Source organism: Zooshikella harenae (assembly GCF_018837975.1).
GTDB classification, from domain to species: Bacteria; Pseudomonadota; Gammaproteobacteria; order Pseudomonadales; family Zooshikellaceae; genus Zooshikella; species Zooshikella harenae.
Genome location: NZ_JAGSOY010000046.1, coordinates 17,423 through 39,052, shown reverse-complemented (window position 1 = coordinate 39,052; position 21,630 = coordinate 17,423). Strand labels below are relative to the sequence as shown.

16 protein-coding genes are annotated in these 21,630 nt (G+C 40.4%); 4 read left to right on the top strand and 12 right to left on the bottom strand.

The window, feature by feature from the left end:
* The first annotated feature begins 177 nt into the window (after positions 1–177).
* The gene (locus KCG35_RS16810) at positions 178–615 is read left to right on the top strand and encodes a hypothetical protein (RefSeq protein WP_215820957.1); all 438 of its coding nucleotides are present in this window, start codon (positions 178–180) and stop codon (positions 613–615) included.
* Between the two features lie 71 nt (positions 616–686).
* On the opposite strand, the gene torS is transcribed toward KCG35_RS16810, so the two are convergent.
* Together torS and torR are read right to left on the bottom strand one after the other, a co-directional pair.
* Positions 687–3,629, bottom strand: a complete 2,943-nt coding sequence (gene torS, locus KCG35_RS16805) for a TMAO reductase system sensor histidine kinase/response regulator TorS (RefSeq protein WP_255561991.1) — start codon at positions 3,627–3,629, stop codon at positions 687–689.
* Between the two features lie 289 nt (positions 3,630–3,918).
* Positions 3,919–4,656 (bottom strand): two-component system response regulator TorR, encoded by a 738-nt coding sequence (torR, locus tag KCG35_RS16800; RefSeq protein WP_215820955.1) that lies wholly within the window; start codon positions 4,654–4,656, stop codon positions 3,919–3,921.
* A gap of 617 nt (positions 4,657–5,273) precedes the next feature.
* Here torR and KCG35_RS16795 point away from each other — a divergent pair.
* The 3 genes from KCG35_RS16795 to KCG35_RS16785 all read left to right on the top strand — a co-directional run bounded on the left by KCG35_RS16795 (position 5,274) and on the right by KCG35_RS16785 (position 8,458).
* Positions 5,274–5,846, top strand: coding sequence for a lysophospholipid acyltransferase family protein (locus KCG35_RS16795; protein WP_215820954.1), 573 nt, complete (start codon positions 5,274–5,276; stop codon positions 5,844–5,846).
* A 99-nt stretch (positions 5,847–5,945) separates the two neighbouring features.
* Complete coding sequence (locus KCG35_RS16790) at positions 5,946–7,433, top strand: glutamate-cysteine ligase family protein (RefSeq protein ID WP_215820953.1); 1,488 nt, start codon at positions 5,946–5,948, stop codon at positions 7,431–7,433.
* The gene (locus KCG35_RS16785; protein WP_215820952.1) at positions 7,424–8,458 is read left to right on the top strand and encodes a M14 family metallopeptidase; all 1,035 of its coding nucleotides are present in this window, start codon (positions 7,424–7,426) and stop codon (positions 8,456–8,458) included. The genes KCG35_RS16790 and KCG35_RS16785 overlap by 10 nt, the downstream gene beginning before the upstream one ends.
* A gap of 31 nt (positions 8,459–8,489) precedes the next feature.
* On the opposite strand, the gene KCG35_RS16780 is transcribed toward KCG35_RS16785, so the two are convergent.
* The 10 genes from KCG35_RS16780 to KCG35_RS16735 all read right to left on the bottom strand — a co-directional run bounded on the left by KCG35_RS16780 (position 8,490) and on the right by KCG35_RS16735 (position 21,434).
* Positions 8,490–9,245, bottom strand: coding sequence for a class I SAM-dependent methyltransferase (locus KCG35_RS16780; protein WP_215820951.1), 756 nt, complete (start codon positions 9,243–9,245; stop codon positions 8,490–8,492).
* A 62-nt stretch (positions 9,246–9,307) separates the two neighbouring features.
* Complete coding sequence (locus KCG35_RS16775) at positions 9,308–10,384, bottom strand: DegT/DnrJ/EryC1/StrS family aminotransferase (RefSeq protein ID WP_215820950.1); 1,077 nt, start codon at positions 10,382–10,384, stop codon at positions 9,308–9,310.
* Positions 10,385–10,645: 261 nt separating this feature from the next.
* Positions 10,646–11,884 (bottom strand): flagellar hook-associated protein FlgL, encoded by a 1,239-nt coding sequence (flgL, locus tag KCG35_RS16770; protein ID WP_215820949.1) that lies wholly within the window; start codon positions 11,882–11,884, stop codon positions 10,646–10,648.
* Between the two features lie 89 nt (positions 11,885–11,973).
* A complete protein-coding gene (gene flgK, locus KCG35_RS16765) occupies positions 11,974–14,736 on the bottom strand; it encodes a flagellar hook-associated protein FlgK (RefSeq protein WP_215820948.1) in 2,763 nt (920 codons plus the stop codon).
* 34 nt (positions 14,737–14,770) lie between these two features.
* Positions 14,771–15,787, bottom strand: a complete 1,017-nt coding sequence (gene flgJ / locus KCG35_RS16760) for a flagellar assembly peptidoglycan hydrolase FlgJ (protein ID WP_215820947.1) — start codon at positions 15,785–15,787, stop codon at positions 14,771–14,773.
* A gap of 14 nt (positions 15,788–15,801) precedes the next feature.
* Positions 15,802–16,905, bottom strand: coding sequence for a flagellar basal body P-ring protein FlgI (locus tag KCG35_RS16755; protein ID WP_215820946.1), 1,104 nt, complete (start codon positions 16,903–16,905; stop codon positions 15,802–15,804).
* A 38-nt stretch (positions 16,906–16,943) separates the two neighbouring features.
* Positions 16,944–17,639, bottom strand: coding sequence for a flagellar basal body L-ring protein FlgH (flgH, locus tag KCG35_RS16750; RefSeq protein ID WP_215820945.1), 696 nt, complete (start codon positions 17,637–17,639; stop codon positions 16,944–16,946).
* A 20-nt stretch (positions 17,640–17,659) separates the two neighbouring features.
* Complete coding sequence (flgG, locus tag KCG35_RS16745) at positions 17,660–18,445, bottom strand: flagellar basal-body rod protein FlgG (protein ID WP_215820944.1); 786 nt, start codon at positions 18,443–18,445, stop codon at positions 17,660–17,662.
* A 39-nt stretch (positions 18,446–18,484) separates the two neighbouring features.
* Entirely contained in the window at positions 18,485–19,225 is a 741-nt protein-coding gene (gene flgF, locus KCG35_RS16740; protein WP_215820943.1) for a flagellar basal-body rod protein FlgF, read from the bottom strand.
* 211 nt (positions 19,226–19,436) lie between these two features.
* Positions 19,437–21,434 (bottom strand): flagellar hook protein FlgE, encoded by a 1,998-nt coding sequence (locus KCG35_RS16735; RefSeq protein ID WP_215820942.1) that lies wholly within the window; start codon positions 21,432–21,434, stop codon positions 19,437–19,439.
* Positions 21,435–21,630: the final 196 nt, after the last annotated feature.

The window sequence follows — 21,630 nt, the reverse complement described above, 5'->3', positions numbered from 1 at the left end:
TTGTGAAGGGTATATAACACACACAAATAATAGCCGCCATATCAAATAAACATAACTATTAACTACTAATACCAATAAAAAAATGATTATATAATTTAAAATAAAAGGTTTATTTATTTGATATTCATTCACCTACTCCTACACTAAGGATATTTGGCAGTATAGGAGTAGATAACGATGGTTAACGTACGATTTCTTATCTTAATTTTTGCACTTTCAGGCAGCTATGTTTTCGCTGAAGAAGAGAATAACTGTCTGGACTTTGCAGAAGGTGGCGTCATTTTTCATGCGTGTTATGATTACAAAAATGGCTTACTAGTATACACCTTCAATAAACCCCATTATGGTACACATGTTAATGCAAACTTCCCCTATCACGAAGTGCTCATTGATAATGAACAGCTGTTAGACCCTATGATGAGTCAAACCACTAAGCTTTATAAAGCTCATTTTCGAATTAATACTAATGGCCAACAAGTAGATCAGCTTGTCGCTGACTTTTGTACCTGGGATCCGATCTACGCTCGCCATAAAAACTGGCAAGCCGACAAATGCTCTGGGTGGATGGTGATTGGTGGCATGCCCTATCGAGAACCCATTTTTTACTACCCTTGATCGAAATACCCTATACAGGCTGCTTTTGCAGCCTTTTTCAATTAGCCGAAAATCACCCCAAAATAATTTTTTTATTGTGAAGAATCCGATTTGACAATTTCTTGCCAGTCTATACATTCTAGAGCTTTAACACTTTCTTCCCAAACACCTTGCAAATAATCTAGAGAGTAATTAATGTTTTCCTGTTGCCGGCTTTGTCTTTCTAATGTTTCACAGATAGTTGCCAAGCGAAGTAAACCTAAGCTTTGTGCGCTACCTTTTAACCGATGAGAGCGCTGAGTAATTAATGATGTTTCGTGTTTTTTTATAGCTTCAACTAATTGCTCCCAAGTTTCTACCGAAGCCGTCAAAAAAATACTGGCCATACGCTGCAATGTACCAATACCCAGTACATCAATATCCTCTTGAATACTTGCTAAAGAAAATAATGGATGCTCCTTTAATGGCTCAAAATCAGATTCTTCATCCTGAGATTCATAAGGCATCTCAACTACACTAGTATTTTCTTCAAATTCAACAAATCGAGAAATTGCCAACTGCAAATCAGTCATTTTTAATGGTTTTGCAACAAAGTCATTCATTCCTGCAGAAAGATAATGGGAAACTTCTTCTCTAAAAACGTGTGCAGAAACTGCAATGGTGTATAAAGGTTGCTGATGAACCATCAGAGCAATATTGTTCAAATGTTTTGCTAATACTGTACCCTCAGTATCAGGAAGATTAATGTCCACCAGCGCAATGGTGAACTTTTGCTTCCGCACAGCCTTTTCAGCTTGTTGGCCATCTCGAGCAGTGGTTACTTTGTGTCCCAGTTTTTGTAACAACTCTTCTGCTACCATTCTATTAATTTCGTTATCTTCAACTAATAAAATTGGCTGTGGAGGAACCTGAGCTTTTTGAGCTTTAACTAAGGCTCTAACCTCTTTACCTGTTGCCAGTTCCATCTCAAACCAAAAGCAACTCCCCTTCCCTGACTCACTTTCTACACCAATAGTGCCTGACATTGCCTCTACAAGTCGTTTACTTATTGCTAAACCTAAACCAGTCCCCCCCGAAGAACCATGTACTTGCTTGAAAGGTGAAAATAACTCTGCCTGCTTGAAAACAGGAACACCGACCCCAGAATCTATAATATTAAAACGTAATCTATTGGTTTTATGCCGTGTATCCTCATCTAAATAAATCACTTGAAGAGTAATTGAGCCAAATGAAGTAAACTTTACAGCATTTGCTATTAAATTAATTAATATTTGTCGCATTTTCCCTAAGTCTGAAAAATACCAACAGCAACATTTTTCTGCTATTTCAATGCTTATATTTAGTTTTTTTTCTGAAATTTTTGCCTGTAATAAGTCGACTACAGATGATATTAATTCAGGCAAATAAAAATGTTGTGGATTAAGTTCGATATGTCCAGCTTCAATTTTCGAGTAATCAAGAATATCATTTAAAATGGCTAATAATGTTTCACTACTTCGACTTAAAACATTTATATAATGTTGCTGCTGGTCATTTAAAGGGGTATCAGACAAAAGTTGTAATGTACCTAAAATACCATTCATAGGGGTCCGGATTTCATGGCTCATCGTCGCTAAAAATACCGTTTTAGCCCGATTAGCTGCTTCTGCGTCCTGTCTCGCACGCGCATGATTTTGAACAGCCTGGTTTAGTTGTTGGTTAGCTTTTGTCAGCTGCTCTGTCCGATCAGCGACTAGTAACTCAAGATTATTTTTATGCTTTTCCAATTCTTCCTTCGCAACTTGTTCAGCAGATGCTAAGCGATTTCGTTCAATGGTTTGATCCCTAAAAATATTAATCGCATGTGCCATCACAGCAAGCTCATCATTTCCTTGAGGAATCAGTTGAATATTTAAATCTCCAGCAGCCAAGGCATTTAATGCACCTATATGCTGATTAATACGCCATACTATTCGCCCATAAACAATCCGCCACATGACCCAGCTTAAGATAACACTCCCCAACAAAGTAACAATAATCAACATGAGCCGGCTAATTTGGAGAGAATCCTTAACTTGTTGGATCGACTGCTCTTGAGCGTCAGAAGCTTCATCCACTAGGTCTGCAACTAACATGGCTAAAACGCCAGATAAAATCATATTATTGAGTGTTAACTCATTAGTATGCTTTCTGACTTTTAATAATTGCCGATATCGAGCAAATAAATTGTTGGAAGCTTCCAGTAACTGTATATGCTCAGTAAGCGTATTACGATGTTTTGGGTCTCTCAAACTCGATAACAATTGTTTTATCGAAGATAAAATAACCTTATATTGTTTTTCAAGCGATGTTACTTCCTCTTCATCAGTGCTTAGTTCTAATTTGATTAATAGCCGACTTAGTTGAGCTTCTTGCAACCTTAGCTCACTCATTTGGTTTAATTGCTGAAGGTCTTCTTTAAGGAGATTATCCAAAGATAAATAAATCTTCTTTTTTGATTTATTTTGCTCCACCAGTTTATACAAAGACATAATATCATTGGATGTTTTGAATGAAGTATCATTTACTTTTTCAGAAGCCAAGTCACCAATTTCCCTGGCAATATTCATCAACTGTTCCTGATTTTTGTTGATCAGATTAGTCAAATTTAACCTTGCAGCAACCCACTGGCTTTGCTGCTCCATATTAATAACAATCTCTGCAACTTTTTCTTGTACCTGCCTCAACTCATCAGACTCAGACATTACATCCAGTAATTTTAATAGAAGCGTGTTTAATTCTTCTGCCTGTAGAGATAGGTTATTCGTTTGTTCTTGCCAGCTTTGTTGATCAGTTACATCAGATAAAGTGCCTGCAGCAAATACTAAACGGGAGGTTGACTGGGCTAATTGATGCATAGCCGTCATGGTTGGTAGTGAGTGTTCTATAACAATATGTTCATGCTTACTAACTCTGTAAAATCCATAAAAACTTATTGCCGCTGCTAACACCAATAAGGTAATCATACAGCCAAAAGCCCACCATAATTGAATGCCTATACTGCTTTGTTGCTTCATAAGTTTTTAGGAATATAACAGGCTAAACGAGCAGAGTAATTATCCTAACGAGATGGTCGTCATTACCACCTTCTCTCATTAAGAATACATAATAATAGTGCACCTATACACTTCGGCTACACGTGCACTTATACCTAGGTTCTTATGCTAAGTAATATAAGTCTTCTGTGTGGGTAAAAAGCTATTCAAAATTAATTTAGCAGGTAGGACTCAACACATGTTAAGCTTTCACTGATTATCGTAATTTAGCATCACCTTTATTAAGTAATACTAAATTACTGGCATTCAATTACTTTTCAATATCACCCGCAAACAAATAACCCTCTCCGTGAATAGTAACAAAAAATCGAGGGTTACGAGGGTTGTCTTCAATTTTACTACGCAACCGGCGTACTAATACATCAATAGTTCTATCATTAGGCTGCTCAACTCTATGACTTATTAAGCTCAGCAACTGATCCCTTCCCAAAACATTATTTGGATTGGTTACAAAAGCCAGTAACACTTCATATTCAGCTTTTGTTAGCTTAACAGGAGAGTCATCTTTAGAAAGCATACGTCGTGGAATATCAAAAGTCCATGGCCCAAACTGAACTACACGATCAGCTTGTTTTTCTTCAGAAAACTCTTGTCTTAACTGTTGCTTAACCTGATCAACTTTACTAATACGCCACAATAGATTTTTGACCCGAACACGAAGTTCACGAAGTTCAAAAGGTTTTGTCACATAGTCATCAGCTCCCATTTCCAAGCCTACTATTCGGTCAACCCGATCTGTACGCCCAGTAACGAGTATGATGCCCACATCAGAAGTGCTACGAATATCACGGGTTAATAAAAGCCCATCTTCTCCCGGCAAGTTAATATCCAGCATAATGAGGTCAACCTTTTCGTTTTGAAGAATTGACCTCATTTCATTTCCATCAGCAGCTTCACTAATGCGATAGCCTTCTTGAAGGAAATAGTCAACGAGTTTAGCCCGAGTTACAGGCTCATCTTCAACTACAAGTACATGATACTGCTGCATAGACGGGCTGCCTTCAAATTGTACATTTGTTCATATTTTTTCACATTTACCCCCCTAACGGCCAGCACTCAAACGTTAAGCAGGTCACACTTTGAAATAAATTAATGCAACATGTTTTATATTTAATATAACTATTTAGAATATAAAACTCATTTTTTACTTTAGTACTGCCATTCCAAAGTAAATGATAAACGTTATAACGATATGGATAACTAGCATGCTAAAAGGTTTTTGCACATTATAAACCTCAGACACACAAGCTATATAAAAAGTTTAAATAAAATTTGAGTGCAAAATGCTTATCAATATAGTCCAACTATGCTCTGTGCATTAAAAAGTTGATTACAGTAAAACTCAAATAAACGTATGTTAGACTTTACTATAAATCCAATGCTTCTCATGATGATTGAAATAATTGTCGCCACAACGACAATCACTTATAAATAAAAGTGTAAGTATCCATAATTTGAGAGGTGATATGAAAGGTGCTCAACAATGTTATCCACTTACTAGTCGAACGCTGATAACGATCATTATGAATATTCATTGTTACTTATAATGCACGGTGGTAGCATTTTAAGAACTTGTAGTAACCTTTATCAAAGTAGTAACAAGCATTGAACCATTTTACAATATTTAACACTCCTATTTTAAGTTGGTTGTTTCACCTACTTTCCAAACTAATATTACGACTAGCAGGTTGGCAGTTCGGAGGCCAGCCTCCACAATTAGCTAAATATGTTCTCATAGCTGCCCCCCATACCAGCAACTGGGACTTTTTCTATTTCATTGCAATGGCTTTTCTTTTTCGAGCAAAATTACACTGGCTTGGGAAACATTCCTTATTTAAAGGTCCATTTGGCCCTATTATGCGCTGGCTTGGAGGAATTCCTATCAATCGAGCCCAACGTAATAATCGCGTTCAACAACTCGTAGAGCTATTTAATACCTCAGAAAACTTCGTCCTTACAATTGCCCCTGAAGGCACTCGAGCCCAAGTATCACACTGGAAATCAGGTTTCTATCATATTGCAGTAGGCGCTGGTGTGCCTTTACAACTAGCTTATTTAGACTTTGCCAACAAGCGGGGTGGGTTTGGTCCATTAGTCTGGCCTACAGGTGATTTTGAAAGTGACCTTGTGAAAATACAGCAATTTTTCGTTCCCTTTAAAGGAAAAAAGGCACATTAGCACTCAACCGGGTTAAAAATCCTTAGCAAATCGGTATATACTTAGGTTAGTAGTAGGAGAACCATTAAAATCACAAGAATATAATATGGAAATTTCCTCATGGGACTATCTATCAGCCATGATCATTTTACTGCAAATGACTACCTTCTTTTCACAGAAAGGCTACATGCTAACCTATCGACTTTTCAAAAGTTGCTACAAAAACCAGGCTTTGGACAAGGACCAGGGTCCGTTGGTGCTGAGCTGGAAATGTATATTGTTGATGATAAGTGTCGTCCAATCCACCTTAATCAACGCATAGCAAACCTGATTAATGACCCCCAACTTACCCTAGAACTTAATCAATTTAATCTTGAATATAACCTTTCTCCCGTCTTAATTGAGCATCAGCCTTTTAGGCAAATAGCCAAAGAGATAAACTGTGTTATCAAACGCCTTAACCTTTGCAGTCAAACACTGAATGCCCGAATTTTACCTATTGGTATTTTACCTACGTTAGAAAAGAAAGATATCAGTGCAGAAGCGATGACCGATATTCCTCGTTATCATGCACTGTCCAAAGCCTTAAGCTCAATCGGAGATATGCCATTTCAAATAAACATTGATGGCTCACACCCACTGCAAATGATGAGTCCAGACATTACCATGGAAGGTGCAAATACTTCCTTTCAGATTCATTATCGGGTATTACCTGAAGTTTTTGCTAAACGTTTTAACGCTGTACAACTAGTGACGCCTATTGCTTTAGCGCTTGGTGCAAACTCTCCTACACTCTTTGGACATGCTCTCTGGCAGGAAACACGGATTGCATTATTTAAGCACTCAGTCGAAAACAGAAATCATCACAAATGGCATCATCCTGCACGTGTTAATTTTGGTACGGGTTGGGTCAGAGAAGGCGCATTTGAATTGCTTGCTGAAGCCGTATATCTGTATGCTCCCATTTTACCCGTTACCAGTCATCATAATAGTCAAGAACAATTAAGCCAGGGTATTACACCAACCCTAGATGAGCTGCGGCTACATCAAAGCTCAGTATGGCCTTGGAACCGGCCAGTTTATGACCCTACTGCAAATGGTCATTTACGCATTGAAATGCGATCTCTTCCCGCTGGACCGACAATCGATGATATGATTGCCAATGCTGCATTTTTAATAGGTATGGCCGAAGGATTGAATGACACGATAGAACAACTTATTATTGGATTACCGTTTAACTATGCAAAATATAACTTTTACGAAGCAGCTAAACAAGGACTCGATGCTTCATTAATTTGGCCAGATACTCAACATCACCATTTACAGGAAATACCTGTCGTAGACTTAGCAAAAGAGTTACTGCCTATTGCAGAGAAAGGTCTTTATCAAATAGGCATTGCAGAGGATGAAGTAGGCTGGTTGCTGAGTAATGTTGAAAAACGATTAACACAAAAAATCAATGGTGCCTCATGGCAGTTAAAAATACTCAACCAGCTCAAACAAAAATATCATACTGATGAAGCATTAAAATACTTAACTGAGCACTATATCCAGAACTTTAATACTTACGCTTCTATCGTAGAATGGCCTAAACAACTATGCCAGTAAATCGTCGTCTTTTACATGTTATCGAAAATCCACAAGAGCAGCAGTGGCCCTCAACACCCGAATTATTTTTAGAACAGTTATCTTATCCCACTCTCTTTTGGATTCAGGGTAAAGATACTTCGCGTCACCGAGCAATTGTTACGCTACTTCATGGCAATGAGCCCTCAGGGTTGATTGCCATTCATAAATGGCTAACCCACTCATTTTTTACCCCTGCTGTTAATACCATCATTATTATTGCTGCCGTACAAACAGCACTGACATCACCACGCTTTAGTTACCGACATTTGCCCCACCTGAGGGATCTTAATCGCTGTTTTAACGGCCCCCACGATGATTTACCCGGTTTTTTGGCCGAGAGTATTTTAGCCCAACTAAATCACTACCAACCTGAGGCCATTATCGATATACATAATACTTCAGGAAAAGGGCCCGACTTTTCTGTATCAATTTCTGCTGATAATCAACACCAACAGCTGGTTACTCTGTTTACCAACCAGATGATAATTACCGAAATTAAGTTAGGGGCACTGATGGAGTTAAGTGAGCATAGTGTACCTACAGTAACCATTGAGTGTGGTGGCGCAAACTGTAATACTTCTCACACTGTTGCTTATCAAGGCTTGGTTCGTTTTCTACAGGAAGAAAACGTTTATAATACCGCTATCCCCAACACACTTGAAATCTTGTATCACCCTGTGCGCTTACAGGTAAAGGAAAGCACTATTATCAATTATGCCAACCAATATTGTTCCTACACTGATCTGACATTACGAGAAGATATTGAACAATTTAACTTTGGGATTATTACTCCAGATATGCCGCTCGGTTGGACTAAACATAACAATCGAGAAAGCTTCAAGCTACTCAATGCGGCAGGTAAAGATGCTTTCCATGACTATTTTTGTATAAAGGACCATACGCTTTACCCAACACAAACACTAAAGTTATTTATGATTACCCGTAACCCCACAATTGCAGTAGAAGACTGTTTACTCTATGCAGTTAAACCACCCTCGATGTAAATAGTATGGTTGCTGCTTTTACTGGATAAATTTATTCAGGTAATGTAGCAACCACAAAAATCGAAGCACACAATTCTGGATATACATCCCCTAACTTGAAGCACCCCTCCAAAAAAGCATCATCAATTATTTTTTGCTCAAAAGCCTTGTCCAACTGGAAGTTAGCCAATGGCTTAAAGCAAATACCACCACTTTCAATAATAGCGAATCCTGCATTGTTAACTTCAGTAGAAAGCGTATCGAGAGCATACGTTCGATAATGACCATGTAGCCTCTCACCATCTGTAACAGCCTCTGGCGCTGAAATTAACTCCATCTTAACAGCAATCTGCCGAGATGCTGCCATTGCATTAGGGCAAGCCACAAAAAATTTTCCCTCTGGCGCTAACCAGCGTTTTATTCTTTGTAACAATTTATTTGGCATCTCAATGTGTTCTAATACATGGAGTAGAAATATACAATCGAACTGCTGGTTTAGTTGTAAGCGCTCAAACCGCTCGCAAATAACTTCAACTGATGACGTTGAACAATATGAAGACAATAAATGACGGGTTTTTTCTGCAGCCTGTTTTGCCCCTTCCACTAACGTTAGCTGACTAAAGTGTGACTGAATCAGAGTAGAGAAAGCCCCTTCAAAACAACCTAACTCTAACGCTTTATTTGGCTTATCAGGAAAGTACGGCAAGAACGTTCGCAACATAAAGCCATGCATATGACGGTCAAATTGATAAAAATAATCTCGCTCCTGATTATTTTCCGTCAGCTTGTCTAAATCTAAATTATCCATATTACTTTTTAAGCAGTCTCAGAGAACGTTAAAAGGCAAATGCACTATAAATAATCGAGGTTTTAAAGTGATGACAAAACGGAGTCACAAATAAGATCTAACTGGGCTTGAGTTAACTCAGCATATAAAGGCAAGCATAATGTCGTAGCGGCAATGTGTTGTGCATTCGGCGTATTTTTGGGGGCACCATGACAGGGTAAGACATCCAAACTTGGATAAAAATAACGCCGAGGAAAAATATTATTTGCTTCTAGTTGCTGCTTGACGTTAAGTAAACTGTGCTCACTAGGCAAATTCACAGGTGCATAAGCACCATTTGTTGTCGTATTAATACGCCATTGTTGCCACTGAATACCAGAATGATCTAATCGTTGCTGATAGTAATGCAAATGACTCCGACGCAACCGAATGCAACCATTAATTTCCTGCAAGTTAGCAAGCCCCACAGCTGCGTGTAGCTCAGACATTTTTGCATTAATCCCAACTTCTGAGACTTGTTCTGGCCCTGCGATACCAAAGTTGATTAACCGTTTCAATCTCGCGGCCAAGTCAGGATCCTCGACAACAACGCCTCCCCCCTCAACAGTATGAAATAATTTTGTTGCATGAAAACTCACCGCTGTACCAACCCCCATTCCTAACAAGCTTTGCTCAGCATGCTGAATTCCAAATCCATGGGCTCCATCATACAAAACAGGCAACTTATATTGTTCACCTAACGTTGTTAGAGCGTCAATATCACAAGGATTACCATAAACATGAGTGGCCAGAATCGCTGCAGTTTGTGGCGTAATTAAATCTTCAATTTTATTCGGATCAATTGTCCAGTCTGCGGCATTAATGTCTGCAAACTTCGGCGCTAAACCACTCCACCGTATAGCAGCAGCTGTTGCTGGAAATGTATAGCTGGTCGTGATCACTTCACCTTTAAGCCCCAACCCTCGCATTAATAACATTAAGGCAAGTGTGCCATTCGCCATTAATACAAGATGATTAACGTTTAAGTACTGTTCCAGTGCTTTTGTTAACTGCTGTTCTAAAGGGCCAAAGTTTGTTAAATAGGCAGTGTCATATAACTGACTTATATAAGCATCGAGTTTTTCTCTAGAAGGAAGGTGTGATCGGGTAACATTGATCATATTATTGATTCCTTCTCGGTCCACTCACAACAAATATGCTTTTCACTGCGGTTATAATGAACCATAAAAACTATTTAGATATACCTATAATATAGGGAGTATCTAATCAGAATAGACAGCATTTAGTTTTTCTGCCTAGTTGATTGCACTTTTATGATATTTCCCTCCCTGTCAAAAATACCTTCCTATATCCTTCACAAATCATTTTTATACTCTTTGAGCACAAGGGGCATAAAAACCCTATGTTATGGGTATACTTATTTATAGTTGATTGAATAGTGACAAGTTAGTAATAGCAACATAGCTCTGCTGAGCCGCTTGTAAGAGATAGTTTTCAAATGAAAGTTGACTAATCGCTTCTGCCTCATCGACATAAAGTAATTCTGACAGTAGCTCTTCACTGACAATTTCAACATCCTCTTGTAAGTTACGTGTCGACTCAATGGTATTTAAACGCCCACCAATTTTTGCTTGTGTATTAGTCATACTTTCAAGGGTATTATCAATATTAACCAATGTATCTGACACTAGCTGAGCTAATAACTGTCTCCCCTGTTCATCATTACTTGAATTATTTAAAGCATCCTGAAGCCGTTTTACTGTAGTTAAAGCATCTTGTTTATCACTGGTTTTCAGGAAAAAACTATCTCCTTGGCTCGGTACACCATCAATGGTCACATTCATCCCTTTAATCGCAATACTATCACCTGCAGCAAACGCTTGATTGGAGACCAGTGTTAGCCCTCCATTGGCCGTTTTAATCGTATAATTTGGACCATTGGGTACAATATCCGTTTCAGGGTTGAAGGTGATAACAATATCTTCAGGATAGAATGTATCTAACGCATCTTGATCAATAATTTGCCCGACACTGATTTTGGCTGGAGGACTCGCGGTATTTGAATCACTGGCAGACGATAAAAAAGTTTTTTGCGCACTGGGTATATCAACAAAAATACCTTTACCTGAGTCATTAATAGCAACGGTGGTGCTCGCTGCTATTTGCAAAAAACGCTGTCCCTCATCTCCGGTAAACTCGAATCCCCCGCCTGCTTTTTCAACAAAAGGAGGCTCGTCAGCCTGAAAACCTGCAAAAATATAAACCCCTGATGCATCTTTGCGGTTTAAGCTGTCTTGCAACTCCTTTAAACGTACTTCAACTTCATCAGCTATTGCACGCTTGTCCTCTTCCGTTAGAATACCATCTCCCGCCTGAATGGTGAGCTCCCGTACTCGCTGCATAATATTAACCACACCAGTTAATACCGCTTCTTCCAATTTTAAATTATTTTCAGCTCCGTCTAAATTACGCTTATACTGATCTAAAATGGCTAATTCCTGGTTAACTGCCAGTACTTTTGTCGTCGCAACGGGATCATCACCAGGCGTTACAATTCGTCGACCTGAAGCCACTTGTTGTTGTGTATTAACAACGCGCTCATTATTTTTTAGGATTTGATCCAAGCCCGCTTTAAAAATATCAATATTTGAAATTCTCATTGTTTTACTCTCACGCTTAGACCACTTAGTTTAAATTCCCTTTAGTCATGTGCTTTTCTCTTTACTCTGCATATTCCAACATGGCATTGCTAAAACGCATTTAACAGAGTATCAAATATTTCTCGAGCCACATTAATAACCTGTGCAGAAGCATTATACGCCTGCTGAAATCGAATTAAATTAGCCGCTTCCTCATCCATATTCACACCAGACTCCGAGTTTCTTAGGCTAACCGTTTGGTTTAGTAATGCTTCACTCGCATCTAAATCGATACGAGACTGACTGGCATTAACGCCTATAAACTCAACAAGTTGCCCATACCCTTCTGAATAACTGGCAGTTCCACCTAAAATGGTTTTCTGAGTGGCTAAGTTAGCCATTTTAAAACCATTACGGTTATCTGACGTACCATTCTCATTAAAATCAACGGTAAATGTATCATTTGCTTCTGGACGTCCTTGCAACGTCACCTGAAAACCTTTGAATGAAGACTTCGCAAAACCAAAACTGGATGTATCACCAAAAATACTGCTAACAAAAGGCGTAGTCCTGAATGACACACCATCATCCATGGAAACATCCAGACTTCCGCCAATCGTCACCGCTGTCGCATTGGCAGGGCCTGAACCTGTTAATGTTTGCGTTGATAATGCAGCACCTGTTTGCCCATTGCTTACCACAAAGCTATCAGCAGCATCTGCTGTCATTTGCACATCCAAATCAACACCTGTGGTAGCGTAGACTTTTAAGGTAGGTACAGGGGGCACTCCTGGCGTTTCTGAAACAACAGCATAAACACCCTGATTGGTTAAATTGCCATTATTATTAATACGATCAGCCAAAACCTGTATATAGGCTTCGTTTTTTAAGGGATCGACATCAGGAACTGGCACTGTTCCTAATGCAGGATTTGTCAAGCTTTCACCATTAATACTTAACTCAATCGCGGCGCCTGAACCACCAATAATATTAGTAATTTCCACTTGGTTAAATGCATTAGCCGAAACGCCACTGACTTGATTCAGTTGGTTCGCAATTTCCTGGGCAGTGGCATTAGCCAAGGTATTGACTGTTGATGTCGTGACAATACCTGTATCAGGGTCACGATTAGTGACGGTTATCGCTTGCGCACTATAACCATTAACTGGATTAGGTACTGCAGGTAGTGCCACGGTCACAGGGGCACTCACTAAACCAACATCACCAGTACCCCGAGCTTGACTGGTCGCAATAGTCTGTCCTGAATCTAAGGTAAACACATCTTTGGGTGAACCTGGTACAAATACCTGATTTCGAATCGGTGGGTCCAATTGTTTTGGATTACCTGGATCAGTATTATCCAATACGTCATAAGTCGTAGGGGTAGTAAAACGGATAATCAGTGGTGGCGTTAATTGGCCATCTGTTGCAAATGCAGGCAAAAAATTACCTGTCTCAGTATCATATACCTGAAATACATCACCTTGCGAAATTGACCCCGTACCTTGGTTAGTCGTTGTTGTCTGTGTTCTGATCGCTGCAGCAAAGGCTAATTCACGAGGATCTTCCATTTCTACTGCAAACTCACTGGCAGCATTGCGGGTAGGTTCTAAAAAAAACTCATCCCCCTGTTGAAAACTACCCGATTCAAAGGTAATGCGCATACCATCCACTTCAACAGTTTCAGGAAATAAAGTACTTAAGGACGCTTGAAGGGCAATCGAATTATCACTATCACGTCGAACGGTAAACGTAGAGTTATTAATAAACTCTACGGTGTAATTAGTCGCTTTTAAGTCCTGAACATCATCAATACTAATGCTGATCACCCGGTCAACGGGAGGCGTATTATTAGGGCTAGCAGTCACCCGATCTAAAGTCGCCTGACGTTCATTCACATCATTAAATAATTCACCACCAAAGCTACTGGATAAATCCAATCCCATACGTTGCTGATCATTCACCGTTTTCCCTACAGCTAAAGCCACCAGCCCTAAATTATTAAAAGCAGACTGTAAAATATTATCACGGTAATCCAACAAGCCACCTAACATACCACCTGTTATCTGATTATCCAGTACTTGTTCTGTACCCTGTAAAACAAGATTCACCCCACCACTTTCAGTTTTTGCAGGGAGTGTCGACAGGCCATTTGCACTGACACCTACAACAAGTGACTGACCTTTGCCAATAAATACATTGAGTGTATTGTCATCCTGCTCAACAACTTGTACTGAGACAGTTTCTGATAATTGCCTCAGTAGCTCATCCCGTTTATCCAACAGGTCATTGGGATCACCACCACTACCTTGCTGAGTTACAATTTGTCGGTTTAACTCAGCTATACCAGATGCCAGAGAATTAACTTGTTCAACCAACGCTTCAATTTCCTGATTTATCGCTCTATTTTGCGATTCCATGGTACTTTGAACCGTTGTAAAACGACTGGCTAACCCACTCGCTTCTGTAAGCACCAACTGTCGTGCAGGAATAGAAGTCGGATTTTCTGAAGCCGCTTGGAGCGCATTAAAAAACTTATCTAGCCCGACGTTTAATCCTGTAGTTTCATCAGCTAATAATGAATCCAGCTGTCGAATATTAAGATCAAAGGAGCTTAGCTGAGAGTGAGTAGACGTATCTTGACGTAGTTGATTTATTACAAACTGGCTGGCAAACCGACGGATATCATCAACCAGAACACCACTTCCCTGGTAATAATTAGCGATTCGTTGTTCCTGGGCTGTTGTAAAAACAGCTTCCTGCCGAGAATAACCAGGCGTATTAACATTGGCAATATTATGCCCAGTGGTATTCAACGCACGTTGATAAGCTTGTAATCCACTGGTACCAATTTGTAGTAAATTGCCTGCCATTGTGGTTGACCTTCATTCCTAGTGCCAACAGCCATCATCCTTGAAGTGAAGCCTGATTCATCACCTGACTATTAGCAATATTAATAATCTTTTTTGCATAGCGCGGGTCTGTGGCATAACCTGCTCTCTGTAACTCCAGCAAAAACTGTTCCGGATTTTCTTTAACTGACAATGCCTGTTTATAACGTGGATTTTGCTGTAAAAAATCTACATAATCTCGCATACTCGCTTCATAGGACTCATAAGAGCGAAAATCAGCCCGCTCGCGTACGGCAACACCTTGCCGGTACTCTGTAGTAGAAATATTCGCTTTATCACCCTGCCAACGTTTATTCGCTTTAATACCAAACAAATTATAACTATTACTACCATCGGTCTGACGAATCATTCGTTTACCCCAACCAGTTTCCAGCGCAGCTTGCGCTAACATAAAACGGGGATCAATCCCCACCGCTGAGGCCACTTTTTCCGCAATAGGATATAAAGATTTAATAAAGGTAGTGGGAGAGTCGAACATTTCAGGAATGGACATTAATTTTGTGGACTTGGTTGCTTCTTTTGCAATTTCTTTTTTATGAGTAGAATTATTCACAGGTGGCGTTTTATCGTTCTTTGCTGCTTCCCCTATATGAATATCCTTAAGCGGTTTAATATCATCATTTTTATGAGTCGTTGTTGGTTTTTTTTCTGAAGAAAGCACCGCTTCAGTTTCTTTTTTTTCAGTATCTTGTGGCGTTTGCAGAAATGGCTTCATTTGCTTAATAATTTGGTCTGCTAATCCTATTCCTTTACTTTCAGCCATTTCTATTGCCAGCTGGCTATCCAGCATATCTCTAAAAAATTTTTCTTCTCGGCTATTTAAGTAATTACCTTCGGCAATCATATCATTGGCTTTTCGCATATTTTTAAGCATCATGCTTAAAAACACAGACTCAAATTGCTTTGCCGCTTCGGTCAATGCCTGTTCAGGATTTTTATTAGCCTTCGCTTTAATTTTTCCTAAACCATCTAACTGGGTATAAAACTGTGCTGATGATAGATCTGATTTCATCACTTAACTCCTTACTAAATGATAACTAATTCAGCTTTTAATGCCCCAGCCTGTTTTAACGCTTCTAAAATAGCCATCAAATCACCAGGCGCTGCCCCTACTTGATTAACAGCTTGAACAATTTCATCCAGCGTTACGCCTGGAGAAAATAAGAACATTTTATTTTTTTCCTGAGAAACATCGATATTACTTTGCGGTACCTGCACCGTGTCCCCCCCCCCAAACTGGTTTGGTTGACTAACTTCAGTATTTTCAGAAATAGAAACCACCAAGTTACCATGAGTAATGGCTGCAGGAGATACACGTACATTTTTACCAATCACAATAGTGCCCGTCCGGGAATTAATAACCACTCGCGCAGGTGCTTCTCCTGGTGCAATTTCTAAATTTTCTAAAACAGACATATAGGTTACACGTTGACTGCTACGTAGAGGGGCTTGTATTTCAATGGTTCCGCCATCTACTGCTTGGGCAATATCAGGTCCTAGTACCTGATTGACCGTATCAGTTACCCGTTTTGCCGTCGTAAAATCAAAACGATTTAAGTTCAATACAATTTTATTGCTATGGCTAAAGCCACTTGGAGAAGCTCGCTCAACTGTAGCGCCATTGGCTATTCGTCCTACACTGGGCACATTAATCGTAATTTTAGAACCATCTCTACCTTCAACCCCCAGGCCACCAACCACTAAATTACCTTGAGCAATCGCATAAACACGTCCATCCAAACCTTTCAATGGTGTAATTAATAAACTACCTCCTCTTAAGCTCTTTGCATTACCAATAGATGAAACCGTAATATCAATTTTTTGCCCTGGCTTAGCAAAAGGGGGTAATTCAGCATGAACCGCTACTGCCGCTATATTCTTTAACTTAGGATCTGATCCTGGCGGTAAATTAATACCAAACTGTTTTAACATGCTGTTAAATGACTGAATGGTAAAGTTTGTTTGACTGGTTTTATCACCGGTACCATCAAGTCCAACCACCAATCCATACCCTACTAACTGGTTAGTGCGTACACCTGAAATTGTCGAAATATCTTTTAACCGCTCTGCATGACCAGCAATACCTAATGATATTAAACAACCAAACATTAATAGTCTTAGATGTAACATGACAAACTCCTTACTCTGATGCATTGCTAATTCCAGATTTAGAATGGGAAAAATGTACTCAGCAAAAACCGGACAAGCCATCCAGCTTTACCTGCATCAGCTACCTCACCTCTACCACTGTAGGTAATACGTGCATCAGCCACTTTTTGCGATGAAACTACATTATCGGGTGTAACATCCTCAGGACGAACTAATCCTGTAATACGAATATATTCATCTCCCGTATTAAGGGTTAACCACTTTTCACCCCGAATTCTCATGATACCATTGGGCAAAACCTCTGCCACAGTGACAGTGATATCGCCAGAAAGACTATTGCTTTGGTTCGATTCAGACTCGCCATCAAAAGATCGGGTAGATGACAATTCCGAACTTAAACTTAAGTCATGACCAAATAAACCTTTAACGGTTTTTCCTAAAATAGTTGGGTCAGCAATCGTTGCACTACTATCTTTATCAATTTCTGTATCAGCTTCTTTTTTCGCCTCAGTTTCTTCATCCAATCTAACCGTCAAAATATCCCCAACACGACTTGCCCGACGATCCTCGTATAAACTCATAGCGAAATTTTCTTGATAAATAGCACCATTGGTAAATTCAGCAGGAACGGGGGAAGGAGGATATACAGGTGCATAAGCGGGATCATTGGGTTCTGCCGGTAATGAAACACAGCCAGATAAAAAAATATAAACTAAAAAAATCAGGGTTGTCAGGCCTATTCGTAATACATTCATGACCTTACACCTCTTGCCGTCTATAAATTCTGCGTCACAAATTGCAGCATTTGATCTGCAGTTGAGATCACTTTGGAATTCATTTCATAAGCACGCTGGGTGGTTATCATATTCACCATTTCTTCCACAATACTCACATTAGAGCTTTCCAACGTGTGTTGTTTAATAAACCCAAGGCCATCTTCCCCCGCATTCCCTTCAACAGGATCACCACTGGCACCCGTCGCTAAAAATAAATTCCCGCCAATGGCTTGAAGCCCTGGTGGATTAATAAAATCCACTAAGGTAATTTGTCCTTGCTGCTGCGGGTCTGCCTGACCGGCAATTGTCACACTGACAGTGCCATCCTCACCAATCGTAATAGAGGTTGCATCCTGAGGAACATTAATGGCGGGCTCTAGTGGCAATCCATTTCCATTAACAACATCACCATCCGCATTTAAATGAAATTCACCATTACGAGTATAAGAAATCGTGCCATCAGGCAATAAAATCTGAAAAAAACCGCGACCATTAATGGCAACATCTAACGGCTGTTCTGTTGTTTGGAATCCTGTTGTGGTAAACACTTTTTGCGTACTATGAACACGCACCCCCGTGCCCAACTGTAAACCTGAAGGTAATACATTATCTTGTGTTGCCTGTCCTCCTGGTTGACGTTTGATTTGATAAAATAAATCTTCAAATTCGGCACGATCACGTTTAAAACCAACGGTAGCGACATTAGCTAAATTATTGGCTACGACTGTTAGCTGGTGATCTTGGGCACTCATCCCCGTTTTACCAACCCATAACCCTGGATGCATAACAACCTCCACACACAATAAATACAGTACTAACTCTTTTTAATTAATACGTAATACACTTTCCATAGATTCACTGTTTTCTTCTAATGAACGCATCATCTTGACGTTGACTTCATACTGACGTGTTAGCGCCAGTAGGCTGATCATTTCTGCCACGCCGTTGACATTGCTACCTTCTAAAAAACCAGGCACTAGTTGTACATTGGCATCCGCTGGTACAGCCCCCCCATCCTTGAGTCTAAACAGACCATCAGTGCCTTTTGTGAGCTGGGTAACATCCGGGTTCACCAGCTTGATACGGTTAACCTCCGCCAGTTCATTCGGTGGTTGTCCTACTGGCCGGATACTAATCGTGCCATCCAACCCCATTTCTATTTTTTCAAACTCAGGTATCACAATGGGTCCATTCTCTCCCAGTACTGGCAGCCCTGATCCTGTAAACAGCTCCCCGTTAGTACCGATGGTCAAATTACCGGCACGGGTATAACGTTCCTGTCCATCAGGCCCTTGCACAGCTATCCAACCATCACCCCGAATAGCAACATCCAGATCATTACCGGTTTCCATCATTGTTCCCTGGTCAAATGATTGACCAGGGTTTTCGGTCATGGCATAGGCACGGCTGGGATAGAATTCACCAAACACAGGCATGGAGCGTGCCTGCTCAAAATCTCTGCGAAAACCTGTTGTCGTAATATTGGCGAGGTTATTGGCATGAATCCGCTGACCAAGCATATTCTGTACAGCTCCAGTCATGGATACATAAAGGGCTTTATCCATTGGCTCCTCCAGCGGCAACTCGTTTCACATTTGTTCACGTTAACGCATTACTTGCAAGGGGCATGCCTAGCCCTCAATGATTAGTCTTTGCGAGGAGGAACAGGTTAAACGGACAGCTTAAAGCAATTGGGAGGGACAGATGAGGCAAACATATGCCTCACCTCATGTCTCCAAAGGAGACGACTTAAAAAGTATCTTTTAGTAATAAGTACTAACGAAGATTGATAATCGTCTGCGTAATCGCATCCTCTGTTTCAATTGTTTTCGCATTCGCTTGATAGTTACGCTGAGCAATAATCAGGTTAACCAGCTCCTCAGCAATATCAACGTTTGCCTCTTCCAAGGTACCAGAACGAATGCCTCCAAATACACCCGCTTGTGGCGAACCAATGACGGGCTCTCCTGAGGCAAAAGACTGTGACCAAGATGTATTCCCTATCGGCGATAGCCCTTGGTTATTCGCAAAGTTAGCAAGAGCAACCTGGCCTAATAATGACGTTTGTCCATTACTGTAACGGGCAAATACGATCCCCTCATCATCCACATCTAGCTCAGTAATATTACCCACTGCAAAGCCATTCTGCGTTAAACTATCGACAGCAAATGCATTACCAAATTGAGTGGAGTTTTCAATATCGATGACAAAGTTAGAGCTGGTCGGAGGATCCGGCAGCGGTAATACATCACCGCCCGCAGAGGTATTAATAGGTCCTAAGGCAGTAATTGGAATTCCATCTTCATCAAGTGGCGTCCAATTCGTCACCACAATATTAGGTGGTGGGTCAATGAGGTTACCTTCACGGTCAAACTGAACAGAATACCTAGCACGTGTCGCTGCCCCACCTGGCACTACAGGGTCCCCCACATCTTCACCATCAACCTGAACATACAGACTCCACTCAGAAACATTAGGATTTACGGTGCTTGCACGCTCTTTAACATAATAAAGTGTGGCGTTATGCGCATTGCCCAGGCTATCAAATACCTCCACTTGTGTTGCATGGTTGTAAGTATCTGGATCAATGGGATCAAAAGAATTTTCGACAAAGGGCACATACGCCAACGGAAAGCTGAAGATATTAGAAGCTGTTGCAGGTAGTGTTGGGGTCACTAACTCGAAGTTTTCTTCAGCCTGAAATTCAATTTCTCCCCCGACTGTGGCGCTGGCGCCATCCGCTACAACGACTGGTGCTCCGGCATTAGTAAAGGTTGTACCTGTAGCACCTTGTACAGAGACATTGGTACCCGTACTACTGATCGCAACTGAAATATCATCGCCCAAGTTATTAAATACTCTTATTTCACTGGGTGCGACAAATGAAGCACTGATATCTGTCAGGTTAGCAATAGCGGTGGCTAATTCACTGGCATCATTGACACTGGCAAGACTGACTGCTTGACCATTAATGGTAATGGATGCACCTGCAGGTGCAGCCCCGCCAAAGGGTAAAGTACCTACATCAACTTTTACGCGCGTGCTGGCATTGGCAGTAATGACTTGAGATAAATTACTTAACTCTGCAGCAATTGCCCGTGCGGACCGGTTAGCGGCTGAAGGAATAGCTTCTGTTGAAATGGTAGTGGCAGGTGTTGTCGATATATCCTGAATATCCAAAGAACCTGCTGTATAGCCATTGGTTGTACCTGCTTGAGCATTACCAATAATTGCTCCATTGGCGGCACTGGTGCTTCCTCTTCGCTCCAAAACAGGTTCACGGGAATCCACATTAAAACTAATATCAATATTGCTGGTTTGTCTCGGGTCTTGGAATTGGTCACCGACTTGCAAATCTGACAAAATACCGGGAATAATATTCCCTTGCGAATCAGCCAAAAATCCTTGTAAAAAAGCCCCTCGATTATTAACCAAACTACCGTTTTTATCGATACCAATAATGCCCTGACGCGTATAAGTTTGCCCGGTATTATCCCGCATAATAAAAAAACCTGTGCCATCAATGGCTAAATCCAAATTTCGTTCAGTAGGCTTAATATTGCCCTGATTAAACTGCTGGGCAATTGTTTGTACTAAGACACCATTACCTGGTGAACGACTACTGCCACCTAGTATTTCACGTGCATAAACATCGTGAAATTCCGCTCGGGAAGATTTAAAGCCTATTGTTGCTGAGTTCGCAATGTTATTACCAATTACATCCAGATCAGTGGAAGCGGCTTTCAGTCCGCTTAAGCCAGTATTAAACGACATATTGCGCTCCTTTATTCATTAATTCCGTCAAGGATGCATAATAAATATTTCAAGAATCATAAATCTTTTATGAATCATGTTATGCGCACTCTCCTTAGCACCAATCCTAACGGTTCAGCCAAGCTGTTCCAATTTTCTTCCAGGCAATTGGCAATCTTTTAAAATAACCACCAAATAAAAATGGATAAATATGTGT

What these genes read in the sequence shown, in the direction of transcription:
- flgF (WP_215820943.1), bottom strand. Translation starts at nt 19,225, where the DNA reads ATGGATAAAGCCCTTTATGTATCCATGACTGGAGCTGTACAGAATATG.
- KCG35_RS16780 (WP_215820951.1), bottom strand. Translation starts at nt 9,245, where the DNA reads ATGGATAATTTAGATTTAGACAAGCTGACGGAAAATAATCAGGAGCGA.
- torS (WP_255561991.1), bottom strand. Translation starts at nt 3,629, where the DNA reads ATGAAGCAACAAAGCAGTATAGGCATTCAATTATGGTGGGCTTTTGGC.
- flgL (WP_215820949.1), bottom strand. Translation starts at nt 11,884, where the DNA reads ATGAGAATTTCAAATATTGATATTTTTAAAGCGGGCTTGGATCAAATC.
- flgG (WP_215820944.1), bottom strand. Translation starts at nt 18,445, where the DNA reads ATGCATCCAGGGTTATGGGTTGGTAAAACGGGGATGAGTGCCCAAGAT.
- KCG35_RS16785 (WP_215820952.1), top strand. Translation starts at nt 7,424, where the DNA reads ATGCCAGTAAATCGTCGTCTTTTACATGTTATCGAAAATCCACAAGAG.
- KCG35_RS16810 (WP_215820957.1), top strand. Translation starts at nt 178, where the DNA reads ATGGTTAACGTACGATTTCTTATCTTAATTTTTGCACTTTCAGGCAGC.
- flgJ (WP_215820947.1), bottom strand. Translation starts at nt 15,787, where the DNA reads ATGAAATCAGATCTATCATCAGCACAGTTTTATACCCAGTTAGATGGT.
- KCG35_RS16735 (WP_215820942.1), bottom strand. Translation starts at nt 21,434, where the DNA reads ATGTCGTTTAATACTGGCTTAAGCGGACTGAAAGCCGCTTCCACTGAT.
- flgK (WP_215820948.1), bottom strand. Translation starts at nt 14,736, where the DNA reads ATGGCAGGCAATTTACTACAAATTGGTACCAGTGGATTACAAGCTTAT.
- flgH (WP_215820945.1), bottom strand. Translation starts at nt 17,639, where the DNA reads ATGAATGTATTACGAATAGGCCTGACAACCCTGATTTTTTTAGTTTAT.
- KCG35_RS16755 (WP_215820946.1), bottom strand. Translation starts at nt 16,905, where the DNA reads ATGTTACATCTAAGACTATTAATGTTTGGTTGTTTAATATCATTAGGT.
- torR (WP_215820955.1), bottom strand. Translation starts at nt 4,656, where the DNA reads ATGCAGCAGTATCATGTACTTGTAGTTGAAGATGAGCCTGTAACTCGG.
- KCG35_RS16790 (WP_215820953.1), top strand. Translation starts at nt 5,946, where the DNA reads ATGGGACTATCTATCAGCCATGATCATTTTACTGCAAATGACTACCTT.
- KCG35_RS16775 (WP_215820950.1), bottom strand. Translation starts at nt 10,384, where the DNA reads ATGATCAATGTTACCCGATCACACCTTCCTTCTAGAGAAAAACTCGAT.